Origin of the sequence: Streptomyces sp. NPDC086077 (assembly GCF_040686175.1) — a bacterium.
Classification (GTDB): Bacteria; Actinomycetota; Actinomycetes; order Streptomycetales; family Streptomycetaceae; genus Streptomyces.
Window position 1 is genome coordinate 19,730 of the sequence record NZ_JBFBJT010000004.1, and the last position, 26,186, is coordinate 45,915.

Consider the following 26,186-nt stretch of genomic DNA (forward strand, 5'->3'; position numbering starts at 1 on the left):
CGGCACCAGCCACCACGGCCCCACCCCGCCCGACGGACAGCACACCTCCCGAGCCGGGCCACGTAACGGCCCCCTCAGCCACCCCACCGGCCGCCCGCCAGGCCCCCGGGATCACCGATGCCGGCGCCGCGTACAGTGCCGGGCATGACCGATCCGAACGCCGCCTCACGTCCCGTCCAGGCCGTCATCCTGGCCGGAGGCCAGGGCTCCCGGTTGCGCCCCTACACCGACGACCGTCCCAAGCCGATGGTCGAGATCCCCGGCACGGGCACGCCGATCATCGGCCACCAGCTCACCTGGCTCGCCGAGGAGGGCGTCACCGACGTCGTGGTCAGCTGCGGCCACCTCGCCGAGGTGCTGCAGGAGTGGCTGGACTCCGCCGACCTGCCGGTCCGCGTCACCACCGTCGTCGAGGCGGAACCCCTCGGCCGTGGCGGCGGCCTCAAGTACGCCGCCTCGCACCTCCCCCATCCCGATCGCGCCTGGTACGCCACCAACGGCGACATCTGGACCCGCTTCTCGCTGCGCGACATGGCGGACTTCCACACCGAGCGCGACGCCATAGCGACCCTCGCCCTGGCCCGTCCCCGCATCCCGTGGGGCGCGGTGCAGACGGACGGCTTCGGCCACATCACGGACTTCATCGAGGCCCCGCCGACGACGTACGAGGTCAACGCGGGCGTCTACGTCTTCTCGCCGGAGTTCGCCGGGCTGCTCCCGGAGCGCGGCGACCACGAGCGCACCACGTTCCCGCACCTGGCCCGCGAGCACCGCCTGGCCGGCTTCCCGCTCCCTCAGGGCTCGTACTGGCGCGCCATCGACACCGCGAAGGACCTCACGGAGGCCGCGAAGGAACTGGCGGCGCTGGGCCGTTGAGAGCGGGGCCGCCGAACGCCCGCCACCAGTAAGCCGGTACACCGATGCGCCGGTACGACAACGGGGTCCCGCGCCTCACACGCGCGGGACCCCGTCGTCATACCGAAGAGATCGGCCCAAGAGCCAGGAGGCGGAGCGCCTAGCCCAACAGCCCCCCGACCAGCCCCGGCTGCCCGGACGTCGACTCGCCGCCCGTGGACCCCGTACCGCCCGTGGATCCCGAACCGCCCGTCGACCCGGTGCCGCCGCCTCCGGACGTGGGACCGGCGCTGGTGCTCGGAGCCTCTTCCACCGGCGCCGACTGCTGCGGTGGCGCCTGCCCCGCCGTCCCCTGCGTCTGACTCGGTGAGCCGCCGGTCACCGTGCCGGTGTCCCGGGTGGCGCCCGGCGTGGTCGCGGCGCCCGCGGTGGGCGCGGCCGAGGTCGCGCCCTGCGTCGGTGAGTCGGCCGAGGCCGACGGCGCGGTGCTCTGCCGGCGCTCCCCGGGCGCGGACGGCAGCGGGGAGCCGGGCAGTTCGTTGCGCGGCGCCTCGCCGGGGCCCGGGACGACCACGCGGTCGGAGTCCCGTACCGCGCCGCCGAGCAGCGAGCCGACCAGCAGCGTGAGCCCGGTGACGATCGCGGTGACGAGGGCGCCCCGGCGCAGCACGAAGCGCCGCAACTCCCAGATGTCGGAGCGGGGGCCGAGTCGGCGCCAGGCCAGCCCGGCCAGCCGCCCGTCGATGGAGTAGACGGGCGCCCCGGCGATGATCAGCGGCGACCAGGCGGCCAGGTAGATGATGTCGGGGGCGTCGTAGGCGGGGACGCTCTTCCAGCTGACGGTGACGAGCAGCGCGGCGGAGAGCAGCGCACCGCCCACCGCGGCGACCCGCTGCCAGCAGCCGAGGACCGTGAGCACACCCACGATGACCTGTGCGAAGGCGATCACGAGTCCGGCGCCGACGGGGTGCTGGAGCGCGAACTGGCGCAGCGGCTCGGCGACTTCCCAGGGGTGCAGGGCGTTGAGCCACTTGACCATGGAGCCGCGGTCGCCGCCGTCGAAGTAGACGGGGTCGCAGAGCTTGCCCATGCCGGCGTAGACGGAGATGGCGCCGAGGAAGATGCGCAGCGGCAGCAGGACGACGCCGAGGTTCATCCGGCGGCCGGGGTAGTAGGCGTGCCGCGCGGGATCGTCGGCGTGCCGCCGTGAGCGCGTCTCGGTGCCCTCGTCGTCCGGCTCGTCGCTCTCCACGTCGTCGGCGTAGCCGTCGTCGAAGCGCTCCCCGGCGTAGGCCGGTTGGTCGTACGCGCCCTCGACGGTCCGCATGGACGGCAGCAGTCGGGTACCGGCGCCGTCGTGGGCGCGCTGGGCGCCGTCGTGGGTGCGCTGGGGGCCGACGACGGGGGTCTCGACGGTCTGGTCGAAGTCGTCGTACCCGCCGTCGTAGCCCTCGTAGCCCTCGTAGCGGCCGTAACCGGGGTCGGTGTCGACGCGCGGGATGACCTGAGTGGCTCCGGTGTCGGCGGAGGCTTCCTCCGGATGACGGACGCCCGCACCGCGCACGGCCTGGAGCAGGCGGTGGGCGCCGGTGTCGTCGGGAGCGGACCGGCCGCTCCACACGACCGGGCGGCGGCGGGCCTCGCCGGCCTGCATGGCTCTGCCCGTCGTACCGACGACCGGCATGCGGGCGGTGTCCTCGGTGGCGCTCGAGTGCCGTGCGACCCGCGGCGACTGGGCGTGGCGCGAGGAGGAGCCCAACTGCACGCGGAAGCTGGCGTGATTGACGATGATCTGCGCCGGGTCGCTCGGCACCTTCACCATGCTCAGCGCGGGAGCTTCGTCGAATCCCGACGAGCGGTCCCCCGTGGGTGTGCGGGGTGTTCTGGTGTCCACACTCATCTAACCGAGTGACGCGCGTTTAGGACACTGCTTTGACCCGCCGGATCTGTCCGGACAGCGTCAAGCTTGCCCGGACCGCCCGGAATACCCCCGGCGGGTGACGATGCCGAACGAGTGTTCAGGCGCGCCGGCGCGCCGCCTCGTACAGCACGATCCCCGCCGCCACACCGGCGTTGAGCGACTCCGCGCCGCCCGGCATGGGAATGCGCACCCGGTGGTCGCACGTCTCGCCGACCAGCCGCGAAAGGCCCTTGCCCTCGCTGCCTACCACGATGACGACCGGCCCGCCCAGGGCTTCCAGCTCACCGAGTTCCGCCTCGCCGTCGGCGGCGAGCCCGACCACGACGATCCCGGCCTTCTTGTACGCCTCCAGCGCGCGCGTGAGGTTGGTGGCGCGCGCGACCGGCGTACGGGCGGCCGTACCGGCGGACGACTTCCAGGCACCGGCCGTCATGCCGGCCGCGCGCCGCTCGGGTACGACGACACCGTGGCCGCCGAACGCGGAGACGGACCGCACGACCGCACCGAGGTTGCGCGGGTCGGTCACCCCGTCCAAGGCGACGATCAGCGGGTCCTGGCCCTCGTCGGCGGCGGCGTCGGCGAGGTCCTCGGGATGCGCGTACTCGTACGGCGGCACCTGGAGGACGAGGCCCTGGTGGTTGAGCCCGTTCGTCATCCGGTCGAGTTCGGGGCGCGGCGCCTCCATGAGGTTGATGCCGCCGCGCTCGGCCGCGAGCTGGAGCGCCTCGCGCACCCGCTCGTCGCTGTCGATGAACTGCTGGACGTACAGCGTGCTGGCGGGCACACCCTCGCGGAGCGCCTCGAAGACCGGGTTGCGCCCGACGACCAGCTCGGACGTCCCCTTGCCCCCGGCACGCCGCTGCTGCGGACGTCCCTGTGCGCGCCGCGTCTTCGCGGCGGCGGCACGCTGCTTGGCGTGGCCCTTGCGCATCTCGGCGGGGGGCGTCGGCCCCTTGCCCTCGAGGGACCGGCGCCGCTTGCCGCCGCTGCCGACCTGCGCGCCCTTCTTGCCGGACATGCGGCGGTTGTTCGCGGCCATGATCTACCTGTCTGTGGTGAGTAAGTACGTCTATGAAGTGTGCCGCCCGGATTCGCGGACGGCACACCGTTGTGCTGTCGCCTCAGTTGCCGCTCAGCGCGGGCCGAGGCTCCAGCGTGGTCCCTGCGGGCTGTCCTCGATGACGAGCCCCGACTGCCCCAGCTGGTCGCGGATGGCGTCCGCGGTGCCCCAGTCCTTACGGGCACGGGCCGCCTCACGCTGGTCGAGGACCAGGCGTACGAGGCTGTCGACCACGCCGTGCAGGTCCTCGCTGCGGTCGCCCTCGCCCGCCCAGTGCGCGTCCAGCGGGTCCAGGCCGAGGACGCCGAGCATGGCACGGACCTCGGCGAGGCGGGCGACCGCGCTCTCCTTGTCGTCGGCGGCCAGGGCGCTGTTGCCCTGCCGGACCGTGTTGTGCACGACCGCGAGGGCCTGCGGCACTCCCAGGTCGTCGTCCATCGCCTCGGCGAAGGCGGGCGGCACCTCGGTGGCGGGCTCGACCGGACCGCCGGCCAGCTCCACCACGCGCTGCACGAACCCCTCGATCCGCGCGAACGCGGACTCGGCCTCGCGCAGGGCCTCCACGCTGTACTCGATGGTCGAGCGGTAGTGCGGCGTGCCGAGGTAGTAACGCAGCACGATCGGCCGCCACTGCTTGACCATCTCCGACACCAGCACCGAGTTGCCCAGCGACTTGGACATCTTCTCGCCGCTCATGGTGACCCAGGCGTTGTGCAGCCAGTACCGGGCGAAGTCGTCACCGAAGGCCTTGGCCTGGGCGATCTCGTTCTCGTGGTGCGGGAAGACCAAATCCAGGCCGCCGCCGTGGATGTCGAAGGCGCTGCCCAGGTACTTGTGCGCCATGGCCGAGCACTCCAGGTGCCAGCCGGGACGCCCACGGCCCCACGGGGTCTCCCAGTCGGGCTCGCCCGGCTTGGTGGCCTTCCACATGGCGAAGTCGCGCGGGTCGCGCTTGCCTGAGATGCCGTCCTCGGGGGGCTGGCGCATCCCGTCCAGGTCCTGCCGGGACAGTTCCAGGTACGACGGCCAGGACCGCACGTCGAAGTAGACGCTGCCGTCGGCCTCGTAGGCGTGCCCGCGCTCGATGAGCCCGCGCATCATCTCGACCATCTCGGTGATGTGACCGGTGGCACGCGGCTCGTACGTGGGCGGCAGGCAGCCGAGCGCGCGGTAACCGTCGTTGAACGCGCGCTCGTTCTCGTACCCGATGGACCACCAGGGGCGGTTCTGCTCCTCCGCCTTGCCGATGATCTTGTCGTCGATGTCGGTGACGTTCCGGACGAACGTCACCTCGTAGCCGCGGTAGTCGAACCAGCGGCGCAGGATGTCGAAGTTGAGGCCGGAGCGGATGTGCCCGATGTGCGGGGCCGCCTGCACGGTGGCACCACACAGGTAGATCGAGACACAACCCGGTGTGAGCGGGGAGAAGTCACGGATCTGCCGGGCGCTGGTGTCGTACAGGCGAATGGTCACCACTCCAGGGTAGTGGGCCGCGGGCAATGCCTCGCGCCCCTTGTGGACAAGGTGTGCCTCTTCGTGACGTGCCCCGCGAGGCGCCGTCAGCCGGTGCGCACCACCAGCGCCGTGGCCACCGCCATCAGGCCTTCGCCGCGCCCGGGGAAGCCGAGCCCGTCCGTGGTGGCGCCGGAGACGGAGACCGGGGCCCCGGCCGCCTCGGACAGGACCTTCTGGGCCTCGTCGCGGCGCTTGCCGATCCTTGGACGGTCCCCGACGACCTGCACCGCCACGTTGCCGATCCGGAAGCCCGCCTCGCGCACGATCCGGGCGGCCTCGGTCAGCAGTGCCACGCCCGACGCGCCGGACCATTCCGGGCGCCCGGTGCCGAAGTGCTGTCCCAGGTCACCGAGGCCGGCGGCGGAGAACAGCGCGTTGCACGCGGCGTGCGCGACGACGTCCGCGTCGGAGTGCCCGGCCAGGCCCGGCCCCTCGCCCTCCCACTTCAGGCCGGCGCACCACAGCTCGCGGCCCTCCTCGAAGGCGTGGATGTCGGTGCCGATGCCGACCTGCGGAAGGGGTGCCTCAGAAGCCATCGTTCAGCCTCCTGCGGGCGAGGACCGCCTCGGCGAGCACCATGTCCAGCGGCCGGGTGACCTTGAAGGCCTCCTCGTGCCCGGGCACGACGACGACACGCTCGCCGAGCTGCTCGACCATGCTCGCGTCGTCGGTGACGTTGCCGGTGACGGTCTCGTGCGCCCGCAGCAGCGTCTCGCGGTCGAAGCCCTGCGGCGTCTGCACGGCGCGCAGCCGCGCCCGCTCCGGCGTGGCGAGCACGGGCTCCGGCTCGCCCGGCGTCCGCGCGGGCTCGACCTCCTTGACGGTGTCCGCCAGCGGCAGCGCCGGCACCACGGCGTGCGCGCCGTCGCGGACCGCCTCGATCACCGCGTCGACGGTGTCGACCGGGACGAGCGGGCGGGCGGCGTCGTGCACCAGCACGATGTCGTAGCCAGGAGGCAGCGCGTCGAGGCCGAGTTTGACCGACTCCTGCCGCGACTCCCCCCCGGGGACGACCAGGAAGTCGGTGCGCTCGGGCAGAGCGTGGGCGTCGAGCAGGGACTTGACGTCGGCGGCCCCGTCGGGCGGGGCGACGACGACCACGAGGGAGACGGCACGGGACGCGGCCAACGCGCGTACGGCGTGGATCAGCATCGGCGTGCCGTTCAGCGCGCGGAGCGCCTTGGGGGCGCCGGGGCCGAGGCGTACGCCCCGGCCGGCGGCCGGGATGACCGCAGCGGTACGGACTCCTGCGGGCGAAGGGCGCGAAACGTCAGACATCGTTTCCTGTCAGGTTTGTGTGCTCGGCCTACGTGGGTATGGCCTCAGCGTGCAAGAGTGCGGGCGCGTACCGCTCTGACCGGACCCTTCCGTGACCCTGGTCGAGCCGGCCGCCCCGGGCACGGCACGCACAGTACCGGGGGGAGTTTCCTCGGCGAGGGCGGACGTACGGGGCGTACGGAAGCCACCCGGCGGGTGGACGCGGGGATGGCTGACATACGACCATGTGGTTCGGGTACGGACATGCCGCAGCGCCCGGCGACTGGATTGTCGCATCGGGCACCGCGGCATTTCGATGTGCTGAGCGGGGCGGCCTGCCTCGCGTCAGGAGGCGAGCACCTCGTCGAGCAGAGCCTCGGCCTTGTCCTCGTTCGTGTTCTCCGCGAGAGCGAGCTCGCTCACCAGGATCTGGCGAGCCTTGGCGAGCATGCGCTTCTCACCGGCGGAGAGTCCGCGCTCGCGCTCACGACGCCACAGGTCACGCACGACTTCCGCGACCTTGATGACATCGCCGGAGGCGAGCTTCTCCAGGTTTGCCTTGTAACGACGCGACCAGTTCGTGGGCTCCTCGGCGTACGGCGCGCGCAGCACCTCGAAGACCCGGTCCAGCCCGTCCTGACCGACCACATCACGCACGCCGACGAACTCCGCATTGTCCGCTGGCACACGTACCGTCAGGTCACCCTGGGCGACCTTCAGCACCAAGTAGGTCTTGTCCACGCCTTTGATCTGGCGAGTTTCGATGGCCTCGATCAGCGCGGCCCCGTGATGGGGATAGACCACGGTGTCGCCAACCTTGAACGTCATGTGACAGGTACCCCTTCCGTGGCTATCCAGAGTAACACGGAAACGGCGGCTTCTGAATGGCGTTTTCGCAGGTCAGGGCATATCTCGGGGCTTGACAACAGTAACAGGAACGTGCTTCGGCCAACCGTCGGAACAAGGTATTCGCAGGTCGGAGCCGCTCTCCGGCCCGACTGAAACGTGCACGTCACGCCCGCCCGACGCCCCCGCCAGGCGGCCGAACGTCCCCATATGTCCGGATCCAAACGCTCGACTTCCGCTACTCCGTTCGGCGCGCGTCGGCCGGTACGAGACGTTTCCGGAATTGATCACGACACTCCCGGAGCGACCCTCCGGTGATCAATTTCCAGGTCGGCCGCGCATTCCTTCACGTAAATTTCGCGAAGGCTTATGTGAATGCCGTACGAGCGCCGGACGCGCCCGAACAGGGAGGCTCTCCGTACCCCCTGCTGAGGGAAGCCGGGCGGTCGCGGGGGAGGGTCGGGTGCGGGAGGCGGGGAACGGCTCGGTAACCTAAGGCCGCTGACAGCCACTGAGGGCGGCTTTACCAGGAAAGCCGCCCCTGCGTTCAAGGAGTTGCCGCCGCCGTGAGCAGCAGCCTTCGACGCGGCGCCCTCGCCGCCTCCGCCATCGCGTTCTCGATCGCCTCGCTCGCCGCCTGCGGCGCCGGCAACAACTCGCAGACCCTGCAGATCGTGCCGGACAACGCGGCCACCAGCGTCGGCGACATCAAGATCCAGAACGCGCTGGTGATCACCCAGGCCGACCGGGAGGCCACCGGCCCCGCCGTCGTCTCCGCCACCGTCTTCAACTCCAGCGACCGCGCCCAGACGCTGGAGTCCATCACCCTCGACGGCGCCCAGCAGGTCACGCTCTCCCCCGCGTCGGGCAAGGGCGCGCTGAGCATCCCGGCGGGCGGCTCCGTCGTCATCGGCGGCAAGGGGAACGCCTCGGCGGTCCTGCAGAACGCCGAGTCCCTCACCGACGGTGACGCCCACAAGGTCACCTTCGCCTTCAGCGAGACCGGGGACGTGAGCCTCCAGGCGTTCATCGTCCCGGCCGAGGGCTTCTACGCCTCCTGGGGCCCGAGCGGCTCCCCGGCGGCCGGCGCGTCGCCGTCCCCTTCGGCGACCGGTGAGGCCGCTGAGGGTGGCGAGGCCGGGGAGGCCGGGGACGAGGGCGCGACAGGCGCTCCGGAGGGCTCGGCGTCCGACGCCGCCGACACGCCGACCGACGCGGCGTCCGGTTCGGCGTCCGGGTCCGCCGAGGGCGACACCGCCGGTCACTGAGGCTCGTCACCGCCACCGGGGGCCGTACCCCCGGTGGTCGTGCGCACCAGGCTCGTACGCAGAAGGGCGGGACCTCACGAGGAGGTCCCGCCCTTCAGTGCTGGTGCGTGATCGGTTTACGGCTCGAACTTGTAGCCGAGACCGCGGACCGTGACCAGGTAGCGCGGCGCGCCCGGGTCCGGCTCGATCTTGGCGCGCAGGCGCTTGACGTGGACGTCGAGGGTCTTGGTGTCACCGACGTAGTCGGCGCCCCAGACGCGGTCGATGAGCTGCATCCGGGTCAGCACACGGCCCGCGTTGCGCAGCAGCATCTCCAGGAGGTCGAACTCCTTCAGCGGCAGGTCGACCTTGGAGCCGGCGACCGTGACCACGTGGCGGTCGACGTCCATACGGACGGGACCGGCCTCGAGGGCCGCCGGGGCCACCTCCTCCGGCTCGCCGCGGCGGCGCAGGACGGCCCGGATACGGGCGACCAGCTCGCGCGAGGAGAACGGCTTGGTGACGTAGTCGTCGGCTCCTATTTCCAGCCCGACAACCTTGTCGATCTCGCTGTCCTTGGCGGTCACCATGATGACCGGGACATTGGAACGGCCGCGCAGCTGGCGGCAGACCTCGGTGCCGGGCAGGCCGGGCAGCATCAGGTCGAGGAGGACGAGGTCGGCGCCGTTGCGCTCGAACTCGTCGAGTCCGTCGGGCCCCGTGGTCGCGACGGCGACCTCGAAGCCCTCCTTGCGGAGCATGTACGACAGGGCGTCGGAGAAGGACTCCTCGTCCTCGACGACGAGCACACGGGTCACGGAAGGACCTCCGGGGCGGGAAGCGGTTCGTACGGTGGTCTTGCGGGGGACGTATCGGCGGACCGCCCGGCCTCGTCGTCGAGGGCGGGGTGCTGGTGCGCCCGGTCGCGGGCCAGACCCGCCTCCGGCAGCCGCAGCGTAAAGGTGGAGCCCTGTCCCTCGGAGCTCCACACCGTGACCTCCCCGCCGTGCGAGGCGGCCACGTGCTTGACGATGGCGAGCCCGAGTCCCGTGCCGCCGGTGGCACGGGAGCGGGCGGGGTCGACGCGGTAGAAGCGCTCGAAGATGCGCTCCTTGTCCTTGTCGGAGATGCCGATGCCCTGATCGGTCACGGCGACCTCGATGGTCTCCCCGCCGGAGCCGCTGACCCGGCGGGCGGCGATGCCGACGCGGGTGCGGGCGGGGGAGTAGTTGACGGCGTTCTCCACCAGGTTGCCGAGAGCCGCGGCCAGCTGGCTGCGGTTGCCCCAGACGTGCAGGTCGGCGGTGCCGCCGGCGGCCATCGTGATCTGCTTGGTGCCCGCCTGGTGCCGGCACCGGTCGATGGCCTCGGCGACCAGTTCGTCCACCCGGACCGGCTCGGCGTCCTCCAGCGGGTCGTCGTTCTGGACCCGGGAGAGGTCGATGAGCTCCTGCACCAGGTTGGTCAGCCGGGTCGCCTCGATCTGCATCCGGCCCGCGAAGCGCTCCACCGCCTCCGGGTCGTCCGAGGCGTCCATCACGGCCTCGGAGAGGAGGGAGAGCGCGCCGACGGGGGTCTTGAGCTCGTGGCTGACATTCGCGACGAAGTCGCGCCGCACCGCCTCTATCCTGCGGGCCTCGGTGAGGTCCTCGACCAGCAGCAGCACCAGGCGGGAACCGAGGGGGGCGACCCGGGCGGAGACGGCGAGCGCCTCGCCGCGGCCGGAGCCCCGCCGGGGCAGGTCCAGCTCGACCTGGCGTATCTCTCCGTCGCGCCGGGTGTCGCGGGCCATCTGGAGCATGGGGTCGACCGCGAGCTTGCCGCCGCGCACCAGTCCGAGGGCGTAGGCGGCGGAGCTGGCCTTGACCACCGCGTCGGCCTCGTCGAGGACGACGGCCGAGGAGCGCAGCACGGACAGCACCGTGTCCACACCGGGTGGCAGCACGGGGTCGGTGTGCAGGGAGGTTCGTGTGGGGCGTTTCAGGTCGCGTTCGCTCCAGCGGAACGCCAGCATGGCGATGACACCGGTGAGCACACCGGCGATCGCTGCCGCTGCGGCGACCGCCGCGTTCACGTCCATGCACCCAGGTTAGGCATGCGCTACCCCTTACCCACAGCCGTCCGAGTGGGACCTCGAACACTCGTCGCCCAGAGTTCACCTTGGAGCCAGTGTTGATTCATTTGGGGTGGCCGAAACGGACGCGTAGGGAACGGAACGTGGGAGCGTGGGGTTCGCACCACCGGTTCACGACGGGGTCCCGGCACAACCGGCACTTCGGACGGGGTATCGGCATGCCCGGCACTTCGGACGGAGTTCCGGTACGACCGGCACTTCGGCAGGCCCCCATGAATCCCCCAGGACATCGCACGAGAGGGAAACCTGATGCGGGACGCGTACCACGAGGAACTTGACTCGATCGGCGACGGCCTGGTCGAGATGGCCCGGCTGGTCGGGTCGGCGATCGGACGCGCCACGACGGCCATGCTCGACGCCGACCTGAAGCTGGCCGAAAGCGTCATCGAGGGTGACAAGAAGGTCGACGACCTGCAGCACGACCTGGAGGCCCGGGCGATAGCCCTGCTGGCCCGCCAGCAGCCGGTGGCGACGGACCTGCGGATAGTGGTCACGTCGCTGCGGATGAGCGCGGACCTGGAGCGCTCCGGCGACCTCGCCCAGCACGTCGCCAAGCTCGCCCGGCTGCGCTTCCCCGAGCGCGCGGTCCCGCAGGACCTGCACGCGACGCTCCTGGAGATGGGCCAGCTCGCGCAGCGCCTGATGGCGAAGACGGCCGAGGTCATCATCACCAAGGACATCGACCTGGCGATGCAGCTGGAGCAGGACGACGACGAGATGGACCAGCTGCACCGCACGCTCTTCCAGCACCTGATGGACGACCGCTGGAAGCACGGCATCGAGACGGCGGTCGACGTGACGCTGCTCGGCCGCTACTACGAGCGGTTCGCGGACCACGCGGTGGCGGTGGCCAAGCGTGTGGTGTTCCTGGTGACGGGCGAGCACGCGGACGACCTCCAGGCGGACGTCGTGCCGGGGGTGGAGGGGGCCTGAAGGCGGGGCGGAGGAGCCTGAAAGGGGCTTCCGAGGTTCGTCAGGGGCGCGTTTCCGCCTCCGTGCGCCGTTGATGCGCCCGGAGAAGCGGGCATGGAATGAGCACAGGCACAGTGCCTTGAGGAGGGACCCATGGCTGAATCCCCCAGCACGCCCCGTACGACCACGCCCGACCCCACGCAGGAACGCCCCACCGAGCAGCCCGCCGACATCAGGAGCCTGAACCTGATCGGCGCGTGCGGCTGCGGCTCGGGGTGCACGTGCGGTTGCCAGCAGGGCAATCCTTGCCAGTGCGGCTGAAGCCGTACTTGGAGTTCTCACGACGGTGAAGGGCCCCCGGCGAGAGTGCCGGGGGCCCTTCGCGTGGGTGAGGAGGGGTGGTGCGGGCCCGTGAGGGTCGCCGCGGCCCGGCATACGGCGCAGCATGGAAGAGGAAGCGACCGACGGGGCAGCAGGGAAGGAGGTGCGAGGCCATGGCCCAGTTCATGGACGTCCACCGCGGGATGCGGGGCATCACGGCGGACCAGCTCCACGAGGCCCACCAGGCCGACCTCGCCATCGAGAGCGAAGAGGGCGTGCACTTCAAGCAGGCCTGGGCGGATCCGGACTCCGGGATCGTGTACTGCCTCTCCGAGGCACCGTCGGCGGAGGCGGTCCAGCGGATCCACGAGCGGGCGGGGCACAAGGCGGACGAGGTGCATGCGGTGCCGCTGACGGCCTGACGTCTCGTCCTCCTGCGCCGCCTGCGCCGCCTGCGCCGCCTGCGCCGGAACGAGCTCCCGACCGCGATCCGCAGGACGGGAGCTCGGAAGGCCCGGTCATGGACGGCGAGTTGCTCCTTACGCACGCCCTTGCGCGCGGCCAACGCGACGCTCCCTCTGATCATCCCGGTCCGCGTGGCGGGTATCGCGCTCAGTCAGGTGTCGCTCGACGGACGGGCGGCCGGCTTGCTGATGGTCCGATGCGCCCGCCGCCCCGCTCACCTGCGTAGCCCGTACCGGGCTGAACGCCCGTGCCGCAAGCGGAAGCGTACGACGCTGCGGTCGCTCGCTTCGGCCGTGTGAGGAAGCTCTTCGGCAGCGCGACGGCGACGGAGAACGCGTCCGCTGAGGCCCAGCCGAGCAGGACCACGCGCTCACCATCCCGTACGCCGAGAACGGCCTCCATCCCAAAGACAACTCACCCCCGGCACACCCGTGTTCGCCGCGTGGGGCTGTCACAAGCGAGGAGGCCGTCTTGTCCTCACGGCGGACAGTCTCTGCTGGGAGGAATACATGAACGCTGAGCATGCGCACCTGCCCCCGGGCGTTGAGGTGATCACAACCTTGCCGGACGCGGCGGCCGGCATCCCGGCCGGCGCCGAGGCCAGGACCATCCGGGTCACCCTGTCGCCCGGCGACCCTGGCGCGCCGCCGCACCGCCACCCCGGGGCGATCTTCGGCTACGTGACCCAGGGCGAGATCCTCTTCGAGCTGGAGGGGCAGCCGCCCCGGGTGCTCAAGGCCGGTGACGCCATGTTCGAGCCCGGGGGCGACGTGATCCACTATCAGGGCGCCAACAACCTTCCGGACGCACAGTCGCAGCTGGTGGTGACCATGTTCGCGCCGCCCGGCACCCCGATCCTGACCGTGGTCAGCGCGGAGGAGCTGGCCGAACGGAAGCACCTGCGGGCTCCCCAGCCGTGATGACCACCACTTGACGCGCGTACCGGCGTGCGCCCGTCGGGCTACGCCGGTATCCGCGACGGTCGGCAGGCGGAGTTCGCCGTCGAAGTCCGCGACACGGGAAAATCCCCGTGTGTCACCTGGCCGACCGGCCGGGGACCAGCAGGCACAACGTCACCGTGCGCGTGCTGGGCCGCTCTCAGCCCGGCATCCTGTTCGGCCATGACTTCCTGGAATGCGAGATCGTCGTCGCCGCGGAGTCCCGCAATGCCGCGTTTCCGGTGACGCTCCTCCCTGAGGATCTGGAGGAGTGGGAGGACACCTTGGCGACCCTGGAGTCCGGGCGGTTCGCCATGTGGCTGGACTCCGGGCGGACGCCGTCCTTGGAGTTCGAGTTCGACACCCGCGAGCGGATGTCGGTGTCCGTGCACGACGGGCCCACGTCGGGGGACACCGTCACCGTCCCTTTGCTCACGCTGCCGCCAGGATGGGCGGGCGAGCAGCGGGCCTTGCTCGCCCGCGCACGGGACGCCTACCCCCAAGAGGTCATCGAGACATCTCCCGGCGCCTACGTCTGGCGGCGCACCACCAGCGACACCTGACGGCCCGCTCGGGCAGCGGACGGCCGTAGGCACACCAAGAAGCCCCCTACTCGAAGTAAAACGTCAGGTAGAGGGCTGCTCGCGGGCGCTTACTTCTTCTTGCCCTGGGTCTCGCCAGAGATCTTGGTGACCTGCTGCTTCCCAGCTCAGGGGCGGTGGACTCGTGCGCCTGGTCGTCGACGTTGGTCGTCGTTGGCCGCTGTTGAGCAACCTCGGACGGCCCAGGGACGGCCCAGCTTTGGCCCGCTTGACTGACGGCCGACGCCTTCGACGCGCCCCGTCTGAACCTCAGCCGACGACAGTCAGCCACGACGGCGGGTGCGCCGACCGACTACGCACGCGTATGCATCGCTCCGCCCCCGCGGGCCTCGGCCACGCCTTCGGTGCCGTCGACCGGAGCAAGCCGTGAGGGCCGGCCCGTGACGACAGGGCCCTCGGCGTGTTGCCGCCAAGGGGCTCGCATACCTTCACGTCATGGACTTCAACATCACCGCGGGGGAGGAAGCCGTCGTGTTCCACGTGGCGAGCCTCGTCCAGGATGGCCTCTCCCCCACGGATGACGACTTGGCGGAGGAGTTGGGTGACGAGGTTCGCCCAGTGCTGCAATCGCTCCTGGGCAAAGGTTGGCTTGTGGTTGACGAGGATCGTGAGCTGGCCTTGTCCACGATCGCGCGGCACGTCATGTCCAGCCGCAGGGATGTCGAGGGGCCGCAGGCGTCCCAATAGATATGAGCTGTCCAAACCGCTGAGCTATCAGCTTGGGAAGCTGCGATCATTAGCGAGCCGTGCGTACGCTGACCCGGGCAGACGGTCTGGGTGTTGCCCCGCCAGACTCAGCGGCTTTCACCGTGGTTCCCCGCTGTTCCCCGCTCGATCTGGTGCGGTTGTGGTGCAGCGCTGCGACTTGGCCTCACTGCCCCCGGACGGTTGCTCATTGGATGTCAGAGGGCTGCCAACCCGGAGGTGTCTTCGGAAGCCCGATTAGGACGTCCATGTTCAGATGTTCCTTGAGTAGCGCCTTGAGATTGCGCCCGTTGATGAGCTGCATCCGGCCGTTTCGGTGAGCGAAGTCAGCGCTTGCCTTGCCAAACCAAGACGTCGTTACCAGGACTCCGCGACTAGCAGCCTTGTCGTGCATCACCCCCGCCAATGCCCGAACCGTCTCAACGGGCACTGCGTTTTTCGACCTCTTCGCCTGGATGGCGAAGACAGTTGTCCCGACCGGGTCCCGCTGGACCGCGACGGCGTCCACACCGTCATCTCGCGAGCCCTGAGTACGCCACGTCTCGAAGCCCATCGCTTCGAACAGTTCGCGTACCAGCCGCTCAAACGCATAGGGGTCCATCTGCAGGAGGTCGGGTCGGCTGTCGAGTCCTGACACGGCGCCGACATCCGCCGTGATGCGGTATCGCGACAGGTCGATCTCAACGACTGGGGGCACTGCCTCCAGATCGTGCGGATGGCGGGAGACGACAGCGCCGAGGTACTTCAGGCTCTCCTGCGCATCGAGCTCGGGCTCGTCCAATACGAGCTCGTCGAAGTGCTCACGCTGGGCGACCACGCTCACCAGGCAAGGTCGCACCGGCCGCCCGGTTGCGCGATCCTTCGCACTCACATGCCCGTTGAACACCACCGTTGTGACGAGATCAGGCGGGGTGGTGGAGAATGCCTCGTCCAGTGCCCGCAGGGCAAGACGGGCAACCAAAGTGCGGTAGACCTTCTTCGTCTCGGCCTCTTTCTGCGGCTGAGTGACGATCTCAGTCCGCTGGGCCACAACTCTGTACGCCACCACGGCCGGCACTACTTCAAGCTGAGGAAGCTCCACCTCTATGAGGAGCTGCTGAGCCTCAGGTACGTACGCCGCTCCCGCATCGACACGGCACCCTTTGGGCAGGGAAGAGCCACGCAGCACTTCCTCCACAGCGTCTGCAACGCCCTGCGGGCCCTGCTTGGCGAGTGCCTGCTCGACATAGGGGTGCCAGCTCTTCAGGTTCCTGGGCCGGCCCGTCAGCACCGCCTGTAGCTCCGCCAGGCGCTCTTGGGCCTGGCGGGTGCGTTTCTCGGCATCGGTCTTCAGCTCCAGCAAGCGCGTTTCTCGCGCCTGCTTCTGGCGCTCCTTCTCCACACGAGCCTGCTCCCGCTCGCGCTGCTCAGCAGCGCGCTGCCGTTCGGCCTGGCGCTTGGCCAACTCACGCTCGATACGGGCGACCTCACGCTCCTGTGCAGCCTGCTCCCGCTCCAGATGCTTCTGTCCTGCGGCCACAAGACGGGCGCGCTCGGCTTCGGCTTTGGCGGCTTCCCGTTTCTGACTGCGCCGACGCTCCTCAGCGGCTTTCGCGGCCGCCCGCTCCTTCTGCTGAGCACGCTTCAACTCGGCAGCCTTGGCCTGCTGCTTCGCTTTGTATGCCTCAGCGAGCACCTGCATCACTGAGTTACGGCGCGCCACGAGTCCCCCACCTGTCTCCCGCCACCCTCGAAAGCCGAGCTGTGCCTCGCCAGGGCACGGCCAAGCGATACCCAGATCTGCAGAGCGAGAATCGTGGCGCTGCCAGGCGCGGCCTGACCACTGCAAGGTCATGAGCTTGGGAAGCTAAGGGGATCTGGGGCTTGCTCCGTGGCTGACCTGCGGCGGAGTGATGTCGGCGTCTAGTGGGGGGCGACTGGTTCCCCGGTGTTCCCCGAGGTTCCCCGCACGATCTGGCGCGGGTCTGGCACGGCCTCCTCAACCCTCGGCTGGGTGGTCGTCGACGCCTACCGGGCTGATCGATCGGCCATTCAGCGAGCCGAGCTACCAGCCCCGCCGAGCGGTGGTCGCAAGGTGGCCGCTATGTCTGACGCCGTCGTGAGGATGCGGCCAAGGCTGGCCAGGATGTAGCAGTTTCTGGACAGAGAGCGTGGCTCGTGCAACGGCGACGGCTGACCGATCGCAATCTGCATTGATGCCACCAAACTATGCCGTGAGGCGCTATCGTCATTGTGATGCGTGCCTCAGGGCGATACCGGATAGTCCTCCGGTCTAAGAGAATGGCGCTAACGTGAGTTACTCATGGCCGCACAGCGGAATTTCCAAGGTTGAGGTCGTCGATCTGTTTGGTCGATATGACTATTCGATCAGCTTCGCCCGACCGGGGGAGTCCGAACCTTCGGAAAGGGAAAAGGTCTCTCTGCTCTACGGAGATAACGGGAACGGGAAGACCACCATTCTCAATCTCATTTTTAACCTACTTTCCAGTTCCCCTAATCAAGGACATCGCACGGCCATCGTGAATGCGCCCTTCAAGCTTTTCCGGGTGACCCTCATGAATGGCCATGAGATTACGGCAATCAAAGAGAACGTCAACCCCTCCGGCTGCACCGTAATGGTGCACTTCGGAGGTGAAAAAATCCTAGAAGAAGTCTACGAAGTGGATCCTCAGGGAAAAATTCCGCGTCGGTCTTCCCTGGAGCTGGACGCCATCACATCTAGGTTGGGGCGCCTGTCGGCAGACGAGTTTTCTCGTATGACCCCCAGGGAAATTGCAAGACTTGCGGATCTTAGCCGTGAGGACCGCTACGTCAACTACCTCGCGGAAATCAACATTGCTCCACACTTCCTCGCAGATGACCGAAGGATGCACGGAGACGATATTGAAGATCCCGGCATTGATGGTGATCAGGTATTGGATGCGCGAAGGGTTCGTCGAGCTCGTGGGACATCCCTGTCTGTTGAGCTGGATAGTGCAATCAAGCGCGTGAATGAGCTTTTCCGTCAGCTCGTAATTAGCGGGAATGCCAGCGGTTCACGGAGTACTGACAATGTATATCTCGATCTATTGCGCAGAATCGCTAACGTAGGTAGCTCGCCAACCGAAAAGGACGAAATTAGAGATAACCTGAGGCGCCGACTTGTGGGCCTTGCTGAGCGAACCTCACGCTTCAACGAATTCGGGTTGGCTGCACCGCTTGATGCCGTCACATTCTCGGGGGTGTTGGAGAGGATCCCCCTAGACCGTTTGGAGATTGCTGAGGACGTTCTGGGGCCCTACCTGGACGCGCAAGACGCGCGTCTGGATGCCCTGAACGAGGCTGAGACTCTGATTCGCACGCTTGTTAAACAAGTAAACACATTCTTCACGGATAAAGAAGTAAGGTTCACTGTACGAAACGGAATACAGATTGACGCCGGGGGCGACGAACCACTGCCTCCCGGAAAGCTATCATCGGGTGAGCGTCAAATCCTCCTCCTTCTTGTAAACACGATTCAAGCCCGGCATGGGACTCGGCTCTTTTTGATCGACGAGCCGGAGATCAGTCTGAACGTAAAATGGCAGCGTAAGCTGATCACCGCACTTCTGGCCTGCGCCGAGAAAAGCAATGTCCAATTTGTTATTGCAACACACTCTATCGAGATTATCACCGGAAACACGGATAGACTTGCTCGCTTGACTGCGCTGGGGGATAAGTGACTGACGCTAATCGGTATCGCCCTGAGGCGTTGGCTACGCTCTACGAACTTGAGCCGGACATTCGCGATGTGATTGTGGAAGGCCAAGTCGATGCCCATTTTTATCGCTGGTTCTTGGATTGCGCGGGTGTCGGCGATGACGTTCAGGTCTTTTCGGTGAAAGATCGCGTTATCGTTGACGCCTCCACGATAACGGAGCACGGAAATCTAATTGGCGAGCGCGGGCGTGTAATAACAGTAGCCCAAATTGTGAATGATATGGCCCCGGATCAGCGCAGCGGGATCTTCATTGCAGATGCAGACTATGGACCTGTAGGTCAGGACAGCTTCCCTCGGCTGAATTGCCTGATGTACACCGATTATGGATCTCTGGAGATTTACGCCTTCAATGTCAGGACTATAGAAAAGGTCCTCAGAGTCATATTGAGGGCGCCTAGAGCCCTGGAAGCATCGGCTGTGTTGGCGGCAATATCTGACGCTCTCAGGTCACTGTTCTATGCGCGACTGGTCATGAGATGCGCACCCGGTGGTGCCCCGCTAGTCAAGAAGTACGCCGAATGTTGCGCTGTCTCTAATGGCGTGCTCGTGCTGGATTATGAGAGCCTGCTGCGCAATTCATTTTCGAGCGTACGGAAAGCGGAGCGTGATGGATGGAATGAGGAGCGACTCTATAAGCTTTATCTCGACCTCATAAAGGAAGGTGCCTCTGATGATGTCAGAAAAGAAATGTCGGGGCATGATGTCAGTGCACTCTTGATTCGATACTTGAAGATCGCAGCTCCACAGGTATTCCGAGAAGATAGAAAGGGTTTCGAAGATCGCGATACTATGGAACGGGCATTGATGAGTTCCGTTGAGTTCGTTGATGTCGAGAGGGAGCCGCTATTTGTAGAGCTTGTGTCGCGAGTGGTCTGATCAGGTCAATCGAGACTCGAAGGTCGGTGGAGCGGCTTTGGGGTGGCGCTGCTTTGGCGCGAGTGATCATGGCCCCGTAAGCTTCCGGCGCGTCGGGCAGTCTGTGGACCTGCCCCGTAAAGCACGACGTTGGGGCCATGATCTTCGAGGCTCGCGCCAAAGTGGCTCCGTAAAGCCGGGGAGTCGACCGCCCCAGCCACGACGTACCCCTTCTCTGGCATTGGCGGCAGCATGCTTGGAGCGCGGCACGGCCGCCGGCCGGGCTGGAGCGGGGCGGAGACAGGAGCGCAGGCCCGGCCGGGGGCCGGGCCGCGCGCGGGGAGCGGAGCGAGCCGCCTTGAACTCGTAGAGAAAGTTGTAACTCAGTACGTGGTGCGGGGCTGTCCGATCACGGGTGATGCTTGACAGTTCGGTCCCAGCTGATGGTTGACACCGCCTACCTCTGCTCGTCCCTTTCGGCACGGAACTCATCGAGCAGCTCGAAGAACAACTCGATTGCAGACCTGCCAGAGGCTTCCGCCTCGCGCTCGATCACGGTTGACCAGCCCAGCGAGGTCTGTTCGCCCATCCGCCTGGCCAACCACGCGTCGAACGCACTCTGAGCCCCCGGGTTGCAGAAGTCGAACGACTCCTCGGCGCCATGCACCGCCAAGGCCACCCGGTATCCGAACAGCATGGAGTCCAGATGCTGCAGAGACCTGTCTCGCACCCACATGCCGGGGCGCAGTCGCACCTCCTCCAGGAGGTCGTACACATCGCGCATCTCGGCGGGTTGTTTGGGTGCGCGCCTGGCCATCTCCGCCTCTGTCATGCGGGAACCCTACTGTCGCTTCGAGAGCCACCGACTGGGCCGGGTCCTGCGAACGGTGAAGACGAAGCAACCTTGAAGCAAGAGATCATTTAGGCCCACCGTTAAGCATCACCCAGGACCAAGGTGTCGAGCATCAACTAGGACCAGACAGCGTGGTGCCGGGCTTGAAGTCATCAGCGCACGCGGGGAGTTTGCTTAGTTCGCGGTGTGCGAGCGGTAGGAAGAGTGCTGGGCGGATCGTCCATGTGATCCGGGTGCTGGCGTGCGTGATCGTCACCGTGCAGGGTTTGGAGCGCATGAGGGCCCTGCGGGTCTCGGTGCGTCCTTCGTACAGCCAGGTCCATGCCTCGTCGCAGGCCTCGGAGTCCAGGGCCGGCGTGATGGTCCTGAGCGCGACGGCTACCCATCTGTCTGCCTGTGGAGCGGAGTAGGCGTCGAATGATGCGTGCAGCATGGGGCGTTCGGCGGCGGTCGTGAGGTCTTCGGTCCAGCACTCGCACCAGAAGCCGTGGCGAAGTCCGGTCATGAGGGCACTCCCGTCGCTCCCGTCGGCGAGGCCGTCAGCACGTATCGCACGCTCTCGTCGTACAGGGTGAGTTGGTAGGCGCTGCCTGACGTCAGGTAGGCGAGGGCGCTTTCATGTTCCGCCTCGTCTGTCAGCCAGTAGCGGCCCGGATGGGCGTACGCCGTGTCGAGCTGGTCGACGACGTGGCCCGCCCGGTCGCGGATCCATCGCAGGGCGAGGCGGGGGCTTGTTGCCTGGTGGAATCCGAGGTTGATCGAGTCGGGCGTGTGCCACGGGTATGCGGCTGCCTGGCATGCGTACCAGGTGACGTGTCCCGTCACGGGTAAGCGCTCGGAGTTGGCCGGCGCCCTCATGGGGTGCTCTCCGGGCGGGGCGCGGTGAAGAGCTCCGCCGTGACCGTGTAGCCGGTGCCGTGGCTGTTGTGGATGACGACTCGGTGGGCGAGGGCGGTGACCATGCCGAGTCCGCGGCCGTGTTCGGCGTGCTGGTCCTGGTGCTCGGCCTTGGGGGCCGTGCCGGTGCCGCCGTCGTCCGTGACCGAGAGGGCGATCACCCGGGGGGATACGGCTAAGGCTAGGTGGAAGCTGCCGGACTCCGTCCCGCTGGCGGTGTGGAGGATCGCGTTCGCGCTCAGTTCGCTCACGATCAGTTCGGCGTCGTCGGCCAGGGGCGATCCCCGCAGGATGTCGCGGGTCCAGCGGCGGGCCCGGCTCACCTCTTCCGGGAATCCTGGGCAAGACAGTCCCCACACCCGGGCGGTGCTCGTATACTCGTGCATACAAGTTCCTTCGTGCTGGTAGGCCGCCATGTGCAGCGGGTTCGGGTTAGACGAGTTTCACGCCGTCGTGGGCGCGGATGGCCGGCGGGGATGCCGCGTCGAGTGCGTCCAGGACGCGGATCGCGTAGGCCTCGTCGGCGAGTTCGATGACCTCTTCTCGGGTGGCCCAGCGCAGTGCGCGGGTCTCGTCCCCGGTGGTGGGCGTACCGTCGGCGGCTTCGCAGCGGAAGACCAGCGAGACGATCAGGCCCTTCATGTTCTTGTAGACGCCGGTCAGGGTCGCGGGAAGCGCGATTTTGATGCCGGTCTCTTCGAGGACTTCGCGCTGAAGGGCTTCCGGGATGGTTTCCTCGCGTTCGAGGACTCCGCCCGGCGGCTCCCAGTGTCCGTTGTCCCGGCGCTTGATCAAGAGGGCGCGGTCCTCGGCGTCGACGATCACTCCGGCGACGCTCACGGAATGCGGACGGTGGGTGCTCACGTTCCTCGGCCCTCTCGGCTGGCTAGGCTCTCCACCGTAGCAACAAAGCTCGCCCACTCGTCTAGATACCTAAAGGAGTACACGTGGCCTCTCTTTCTTCCGGCCTCCTCGGTGATCTCGACCCCACGAGCGATCGTGCGGTTTTCCGGCAGATCGCCGACCAGCTGCGCGAGGCGATCGACCGTGGGCGATTCCGGGAGGGCGAAAAGCTGCCCTCCGAGGCTGAGCTCGTCGACCACTACGGGGTTTCCCGTATGACGGTCCGCAACTCCTTCTCCATCCTCCAGGGCGAGGGCCTGGTGCACGCCGAGCACGGCAAGGGCGTTTTCGTGCGACCACGGCCACCAGTGCGGCGGCTCGCCTCGGACCGGTTCGCCCGGCGTCACCGCGAGCAGGGTAAGTCGGCGTTCATCGTGGAGGCCGACGCGGCCGGCAGTCACCCGCAGGTCGACAGCCTGGAGGTCAAGGAAGAGAAGGCCAGTCAGGACGTCTCCACCCGGCTCGGCTCCGTGCGTCGGGTACTCGCTCGGCGTCGCCGGTACCTGCTGGACGGCCGGCCCGTGGAGTTCGCCACCTCGTACCTGCCGCTCGACATCGCACGCGGTACGCCGATCGCCGAACCGAACCCCGGACCCGGCGGCATCTATGCCCGACTGGAGGAGCTCGGCCACCGCCTGGACCACTTCGAGGAGGAGATCCGGGCCCGGATGCCCTCGCCCACAGAGGTGAAGACGCTGCGGCTCGCCGCGGGTGTGCCTGTCATCCACCTCATCCGGACCGCCTTCGACACCGAGGGGCGGGCCGTGGAGGTCTGCGACACGGTCATGGCGGCTGACGCCTACGTGCTGTCCTACCAGCTCCCGGCCACGTGATCGCGTGACCGACGGTGGTGCGCGGGGACACTTCTCCGAACTCGTACACCCCGACAGGCATACTCGTATAGACGAGTGGGCAAGTGGTGTGGCAAGGTGGTTGTCGTTCCCGAGAGATCGGGTTCGAAGGCTGCATCTTGTATAGACGAGTAGATGGGAAGAATCTTGCGCACCATTCGTGTCGAGACCTCGGCTGCGACGATCCTGCTCACCGAGGCTCCCGAGCCCAAGGTCCGTGACCGGCAGACGGGCGAGATCGCCAAGGACGCCGTGAGCGGTGAGGCGCTGATGACGATCGGCGTCGTCCACATCGAGGACGGAGAGTCTTCGCTCATCAAGGTCACCGTCCCGGAGAGCGGCGTTTCGGAGGGGCTGACCCTGGGGGCGCCGGTCTCGCTGCCGGGGCTGGTCGCCCGGCCCTGGGAGAGCGTGTTCGGAGGGCAGCAGCGGCACGGCATCGCGTTCCGTGCCGCCGCTGTGACTCCGGCCGCCTTCCCGGCCGCTGTGGGGGCCTCCGCCTGATGACCGACCTGACGACGCTCCTGGAGGTGGGTGGTCCTGTCGCCGCACTCGGCGGCGGGGCCGCCTACGCCCGGGCCAAACACCCCGGTCTGTACTGGTCAGCCGTCGGACTCCCCATATCCACCGCCCGGTTACTCGGCTCCTACGGCTCCATCATGGAGGCCTGCGGGCTCACCGTGACGCCGTCCCGGCTACGGATGCTCGCGGTCAAGGCGACCACCCGCCGCGAGGTGCGGCCCGTACCGCCCCGCCGGGGCATCATCCGGCCCACCTCGACCGGTCTCCGGATACGCCTGCGGCTCGCCCCGGGCCAGGAACCCGCCGACGTGGCGGCTTCGGCGGAACGACTTCGCCACGCATGGGGCGTGCACGCCGTGTACGTCTCCACCATCAAGCCCGGTGTGGTTGAACTGCGGCTCGTCGGCTTCGACGTGCTGCGGCAAGTACGCATGCCCCGCAAAGTCGACGCCGGATTCCTCAAGGTGCCGGTGGCACTGAGGGAGGACGCCACGCCCTTCGTACGCGACTACCGCACCATTCCTCACCAACTCACCCTCGGCGCCACTCTGTCGGGCAAATCCATGTACCTGCGCCACCTGATCACAGGGCTCGCCCCTCACCCCGTCGCCCTCGTCGGGATCGACTGCAAGCGCGGTGTGGAACTGGCGCCCTTCGCCGCCCGGCTCTCCGCCCTGGCCACCGATCCGGAGCAGGCGGCCGAGCTGCTGCCTGTTCTTGTGAAGGAGATGGAAGACCGCTACGACCTGATCAAGGCCCGTCAGGGCATCGCCCCGAACACCCCGGACGAGGAAATCACCTCCGACATCTGGGGCCTGCCCGAGAGCGAACGGCCCGTTCCCCTCGTCCTGTTCGTGGACGAGGTGGCCGAACTCTTCCTCGTCGCGACGAAGAAGGACGAGGAACGGCGCGACCAGATGGTCACTCAGCTCATCCGGCTCGCCCAGCTCGGCCGCGCGGCCGGCATCTACCTGGAGGTCTGCGGCCAGCGCTTCGGTGCCGAGCTGGGTAAGGGCGCCACCATGCTCCGGGCCCAGTTGACCGGCCGAGTCTGCCACCGCGTGAACGACGAAGCCTCCGCCAAAATGGCGCTCGGCGACATCGCTCCCGAAGCGGTTCTCGCGGCCTGCGCCATCGCGCCCGAGCGTCCCGGCCTCGCCGTCGCAGGCGACACCTCCGGTGGCTGGTCCCGCATACGTACCCCGTACCTGTCCCTCGGCGACGCCGCCGCGACCTGCCGGAAGTCGGCGCACCTGGTGCCCGAGCTGCCCGCACTCAAGCCCTTCCAACCCGACGTCCCAGAACAGCCCGCCGAGAGTCCGGCGTCAGACGACTGACCTCGACCTTCCACCCGGTTCGGCGTGACCGCCTCACGCCAAGTCCCTACCCCTGCCATGCCCGAACCCGGAAGGAGCCGCAACATGCGCGCCCACCTGGCCCGCGTCGACGCGGTACTCGTCCAAGCGGTCATCGCCGCCGCGTTGTCCTTCGCGCACCTGCATGACGTCGCCCTGGCGGCCGGACAGGACGGGTGGAAAGCGTGGGCCTACCCCGTCTCCGTCGACCTGCTTCTAGTCGCCGCCTGGCGTCGCCTGCGGTCCGGTGACGCCAAGGCGGCCGGGTGGTGCTGGTTCGTCATCGCCCTCGCCGCCTCCCTCGGCGCGAACGTCGCCACCGCCGGGCTCCTCGACATGAACGACATCCCGGCATGGCTGCGCATCCTCGTCGCGGGCTGGCCCGCGGTCGCCTTCCTCGGCGGCACGCTCCTCGCTCACTCCACCCCGGCCAAGAGCACCCCAGCACACGAGGAGATCGACGAACGCGAACCATCACCCACCACCGCCCCCCAACCGGCCATCGAGCAAGCGGACTCCGCCGACGAGCAACCCGAACCGGAAACGCCCCAGCGGCCCGTCACGCCCGTCCCGGCCGCGCTCATCGCACACGCCCGCAAGGTCGCCGCCGAACACCACACCCGCACCGGAACCCCCATCGACACCCCGACCCTGCGCGCCCGCCTCGGCGTCCCCGCGCCCATGGCCGACGCCATCGCCACCCACCTCTGAAGGGAGCTCCCGTGACCGCCAACCGCCGCTTCCGCTCCGTCACCCGCATCGGCCCCGTTCAGGTCGGCTCGTCGTACGACGGCCGGGGCCGCGAGAAGCACACCGCCGCCTGCACGGCCCCGCGCTGCGGCTTCTCCGCCGACTACGACAGCCGCGCCGCCGCCGAGCTGGCCGCCCGCACCCACCGCTGCCCCGTCCGCTGAAGGGACCCCCAACCCGTGACCGTCAGCCTGCCGCTCGTCCTCGTCCTCGGCTTCTTCGCCTGGGGGGCGGTCAAGTTCCTCGGCGTCCGCACCTGGGTCGTCGTCCTGATCGCTCTCTTCGGCTTCTGGCTCGCGGACACCTTCATGGCTCCCGCCATCGAGTCCGGCACACGCTCCGGCGTGGACATCATCAACGGCTAACATGACTAGACGAGTAGGCAAGGAGAGCTTCGCCGTGTTCCTGCCCCAGTACCCCGACAACCCGACGCCGCCGCCCGCGTACACCCACACCGCGGCCGACCAGACGCCCGCCCGGCGGCCGGCGCCCCAGATCTCCGTCAGCACCGGAGCGGTCGCGGCCGTCCTCGTCGGCGGCGTCGTCCTGACCGCGCTCCTGGCCGCCGTCGCCGTCACGGCCATCTCGGTGGCCGTCGCCGCCGTGGTCCTGCGCTCCCTGATGCGCGACCAGCACCGCCGCTGAGTGAAGCCACCGAACCCCGGGGCGGCATGACACCGCCA

General features: G+C 68.2%; 31 protein-coding genes. 17 read left to right on the top strand and 14 right to left on the bottom strand.

The genetic code is table 11. The annotated features are described in order from the left end of the window. The first annotated feature begins 144 nt into the window (after positions 1-144). On the top strand, positions 145-876 hold the full coding sequence (locus AB0O67_RS01820) for a nucleotidyltransferase family protein (protein ID WP_365444454.1): 732 nt from the start codon (positions 145-147) through the stop codon (positions 874-876). 139 nt (positions 877-1,015) lie between these two features. Here the strand turns inward: AB0O67_RS01820 and AB0O67_RS01825 are convergent, their stop codons facing one another. The 6 genes from AB0O67_RS01825 to AB0O67_RS01850 form a co-directional block, all read right to left on the bottom strand. After that, the gene (locus tag AB0O67_RS01825) at positions 1,016-2,755 is read right to left on the bottom strand and encodes a DoxX family protein (RefSeq protein ID WP_365444457.1); all 1,740 of its coding nucleotides are present in this window, start codon (positions 2,753-2,755) and stop codon (positions 1,016-1,018) included. Positions 2,756-2,873: 118 nt separating this feature from the next. Continuing rightward, a complete protein-coding gene (gene rlmB / locus AB0O67_RS01830) occupies positions 2,874-3,815 on the bottom strand; it encodes a 23S rRNA (guanosine(2251)-2'-O)-methyltransferase RlmB (RefSeq protein ID WP_365444460.1) in 942 nt (313 codons plus the stop codon). Positions 3,816-3,908: 93 nt separating this feature from the next. Further along, complete coding sequence (gene cysS, locus AB0O67_RS01835; RefSeq protein ID WP_365444463.1) at positions 3,909-5,309, bottom strand: cysteine--tRNA ligase; 1,401 nt, start codon at positions 5,307-5,309, stop codon at positions 3,909-3,911. Between the two features lie 86 nt (positions 5,310-5,395). Beyond that, the gene (gene ispF / locus AB0O67_RS01840) at positions 5,396-5,887 is read right to left on the bottom strand and encodes a 2-C-methyl-D-erythritol 2,4-cyclodiphosphate synthase (protein ID WP_365444466.1); all 492 of its coding nucleotides are present in this window, start codon (positions 5,885-5,887) and stop codon (positions 5,396-5,398) included. Then, positions 5,877-6,629 (bottom strand): 2-C-methyl-D-erythritol 4-phosphate cytidylyltransferase, encoded by a 753-nt coding sequence (gene ispD / locus AB0O67_RS01845; protein ID WP_365444469.1) that lies wholly within the window; start codon positions 6,627-6,629, stop codon positions 5,877-5,879. The genes ispF and ispD overlap by 11 nt, the downstream gene beginning before the upstream one ends. A 324-nt stretch (positions 6,630-6,953) precedes the next feature. Beyond that, a complete protein-coding gene (locus AB0O67_RS01850; protein ID WP_003953493.1) occupies positions 6,954-7,436 on the bottom strand; it encodes a CarD family transcriptional regulator in 483 nt (160 codons plus the stop codon). Positions 7,437-8,020: 584 nt separating this feature from the next. Here AB0O67_RS01850 and AB0O67_RS01855 point away from each other — a divergent pair. After that, positions 8,021-8,722, top strand: coding sequence for a DUF461 domain-containing protein (locus AB0O67_RS01855; RefSeq protein WP_365444472.1), 702 nt, complete (start codon positions 8,021-8,023; stop codon positions 8,720-8,722). 116 nt (positions 8,723-8,838) lie between these two features. On the opposite strand, the gene AB0O67_RS01860 is transcribed toward AB0O67_RS01855, so the two are convergent. Together AB0O67_RS01860 and AB0O67_RS01865 are read right to left on the bottom strand one after the other, a co-directional pair. After that, on the bottom strand, positions 8,839-9,519 hold the full coding sequence (locus tag AB0O67_RS01860; protein WP_362754850.1) for a response regulator transcription factor: 681 nt from the start codon (positions 9,517-9,519) through the stop codon (positions 8,839-8,841). Further along, entirely contained in the window at positions 9,516-10,781 is a 1,266-nt protein-coding gene (locus tag AB0O67_RS01865) for an ATP-binding protein (protein ID WP_365444476.1), read from the bottom strand. Before AB0O67_RS01865 ends, AB0O67_RS01860 begins: the two co-directional genes overlap by 4 nt. Before the next feature lie 303 nt (positions 10,782-11,084). On the opposite strand from AB0O67_RS01865, the gene phoU reads away from it, so the two are divergent. From phoU to AB0O67_RS01895, 6 genes are all read left to right on the top strand, one after another. Beyond that, positions 11,085-11,768 (top strand): phosphate signaling complex protein PhoU, encoded by a 684-nt coding sequence (gene phoU / locus AB0O67_RS01870; RefSeq protein WP_365444479.1) that lies wholly within the window; start codon positions 11,085-11,087, stop codon positions 11,766-11,768. Positions 11,769-11,900: 132 nt separating this feature from the next. Then, positions 11,901-12,068 carry a hypothetical protein gene (locus AB0O67_RS01875; RefSeq protein ID WP_365444482.1) on the top strand — a complete coding sequence of 56 codons (168 nt, stop codon included), beginning with the start codon at positions 11,901-11,903 and terminating at the stop codon, positions 12,066-12,068. A 173-nt stretch (positions 12,069-12,241) separates the two neighbouring features. Beyond that, complete coding sequence (locus AB0O67_RS01880; protein ID WP_365444485.1) at positions 12,242-12,490, top strand: SCO4226 family nickel-binding protein; 249 nt, start codon at positions 12,242-12,244, stop codon at positions 12,488-12,490. A 552-nt stretch (positions 12,491-13,042) separates the two neighbouring features. Continuing rightward, positions 13,043-13,453, top strand: a complete 411-nt coding sequence (locus AB0O67_RS01885; protein WP_365444488.1) for a cupin domain-containing protein — start codon at positions 13,043-13,045, stop codon at positions 13,451-13,453. Positions 13,454-13,563: 110 nt separating this feature from the next. After that, positions 13,564-14,034 carry a DUF5959 family protein gene (locus AB0O67_RS01890; protein ID WP_365444491.1) on the top strand — a complete coding sequence of 157 codons (471 nt, stop codon included), beginning with the start codon at positions 13,564-13,566 and terminating at the stop codon, positions 14,032-14,034. A gap of 474 nt (positions 14,035-14,508) precedes the next feature. Beyond that, positions 14,509-14,760 (top strand): hypothetical protein, encoded by a 252-nt coding sequence (locus AB0O67_RS01895; protein ID WP_365444494.1) that lies wholly within the window; start codon positions 14,509-14,511, stop codon positions 14,758-14,760. A gap of 205 nt (positions 14,761-14,965) precedes the next feature. On the opposite strand, the gene AB0O67_RS01900 is transcribed toward AB0O67_RS01895, so the two are convergent. Further along, positions 14,966-16,480: a restriction endonuclease gene (locus tag AB0O67_RS01900; protein WP_365444497.1), complete on the bottom strand. Its 1,515-nt coding sequence runs from the start codon at positions 16,478-16,480 to the stop codon at positions 14,966-14,968. A 589-nt stretch (positions 16,481-17,069) separates the two neighbouring features. Here AB0O67_RS01900 and AB0O67_RS01905 point away from each other — a divergent pair. Both AB0O67_RS01905 and AB0O67_RS01910 read left to right on the top strand, forming a co-directional pair. Further along, on the top strand, positions 17,070-18,479 hold the full coding sequence (locus tag AB0O67_RS01905; protein WP_365444500.1) for an AAA family ATPase: 1,410 nt from the start codon (positions 17,070-17,072) through the stop codon (positions 18,477-18,479). A gap of 29 nt (positions 18,480-18,508) precedes the next feature. Beyond that, positions 18,509-19,393, top strand: coding sequence for a hypothetical protein (locus tag AB0O67_RS01910; protein WP_365444503.1), 885 nt, complete (start codon positions 18,509-18,511; stop codon positions 19,391-19,393). 436 nt (positions 19,394-19,829) lie between these two features. Here AB0O67_RS01910 and AB0O67_RS01915 read toward each other — a convergent pair whose 3' ends face one another. The 5 genes from AB0O67_RS01915 to AB0O67_RS01935 form a co-directional block, all read right to left on the bottom strand. Further along, positions 19,830-20,204 carry a hypothetical protein gene (locus tag AB0O67_RS01915; protein WP_365444506.1) on the bottom strand — a complete coding sequence of 125 codons (375 nt, stop codon included), beginning with the start codon at positions 20,202-20,204 and terminating at the stop codon, positions 19,830-19,832. Between the two features lie 133 nt (positions 20,205-20,337). Then, positions 20,338-20,730 carry a hypothetical protein gene (locus AB0O67_RS01920; protein ID WP_365444509.1) on the bottom strand — a complete coding sequence of 131 codons (393 nt, stop codon included), beginning with the start codon at positions 20,728-20,730 and terminating at the stop codon, positions 20,338-20,340. Beyond that, positions 20,727-21,083: a hypothetical protein gene (locus tag AB0O67_RS01925; RefSeq protein ID WP_365444512.1), complete on the bottom strand. Its 357-nt coding sequence runs from the start codon at positions 21,081-21,083 to the stop codon at positions 20,727-20,729. Before AB0O67_RS01925 ends, AB0O67_RS01920 begins: the two co-directional genes overlap by 4 nt. Continuing rightward, on the bottom strand, positions 21,080-21,508 hold the full coding sequence (locus AB0O67_RS01930) for an ATP-binding protein (protein ID WP_365444515.1): 429 nt from the start codon (positions 21,506-21,508) through the stop codon (positions 21,080-21,082). Before AB0O67_RS01930 ends, AB0O67_RS01925 begins: the two co-directional genes overlap by 4 nt. A 46-nt stretch (positions 21,509-21,554) precedes the next feature. Beyond that, a complete protein-coding gene (locus AB0O67_RS01935) occupies positions 21,555-21,962 on the bottom strand; it encodes an NUDIX hydrolase (protein ID WP_365444518.1) in 408 nt (135 codons plus the stop codon). A gap of 107 nt (positions 21,963-22,069) precedes the next feature. Here AB0O67_RS01935 and AB0O67_RS01940 point away from each other — a divergent pair, with 107 nt between their 5' ends. The 7 genes from AB0O67_RS01940 to AB0O67_RS01970 all read left to right on the top strand — a co-directional run bounded on the left by AB0O67_RS01940 (position 22,070) and on the right by AB0O67_RS01970 (position 26,148). Continuing rightward, a complete protein-coding gene (locus AB0O67_RS01940; RefSeq protein WP_365444521.1) occupies positions 22,070-22,858 on the top strand; it encodes a GntR family transcriptional regulator in 789 nt (262 codons plus the stop codon). 165 nt (positions 22,859-23,023) lie between these two features. Then, positions 23,024-23,380, top strand: coding sequence for a hypothetical protein (locus tag AB0O67_RS01945; RefSeq protein WP_365444524.1), 357 nt, complete (start codon positions 23,024-23,026; stop codon positions 23,378-23,380). Continuing rightward, the gene (locus AB0O67_RS01950; RefSeq protein WP_365444527.1) at positions 23,380-24,735 is read left to right on the top strand and encodes an FtsK/SpoIIIE domain-containing protein; all 1,356 of its coding nucleotides are present in this window, start codon (positions 23,380-23,382) and stop codon (positions 24,733-24,735) included. Before AB0O67_RS01945 ends, AB0O67_RS01950 begins: the two co-directional genes overlap by 1 nt. Before the next feature lie 84 nt (positions 24,736-24,819). Next, complete coding sequence (locus AB0O67_RS01955; RefSeq protein ID WP_365444530.1) at positions 24,820-25,464, top strand: DUF2637 domain-containing protein; 645 nt, start codon at positions 24,820-24,822, stop codon at positions 25,462-25,464. A gap of 11 nt (positions 25,465-25,475) precedes the next feature. Then, a complete protein-coding gene (locus AB0O67_RS01960) occupies positions 25,476-25,667 on the top strand; it encodes a mobile element transfer protein (protein WP_365444533.1) in 192 nt (63 codons plus the stop codon). Positions 25,668-25,682: 15 nt separating this feature from the next. Further along, positions 25,683-25,868: a hypothetical protein gene (locus tag AB0O67_RS01965; protein ID WP_365444536.1), complete on the top strand. Its 186-nt coding sequence runs from the start codon at positions 25,683-25,685 to the stop codon at positions 25,866-25,868. A 34-nt stretch (positions 25,869-25,902) separates the two neighbouring features. Beyond that, positions 25,903-26,148: a SpdD protein gene (locus tag AB0O67_RS01970; protein WP_365444760.1), complete on the top strand. Its 246-nt coding sequence runs from the start codon at positions 25,903-25,905 to the stop codon at positions 26,146-26,148. The last annotated feature ends 38 nt before the right edge of the window (positions 26,149-26,186 follow it).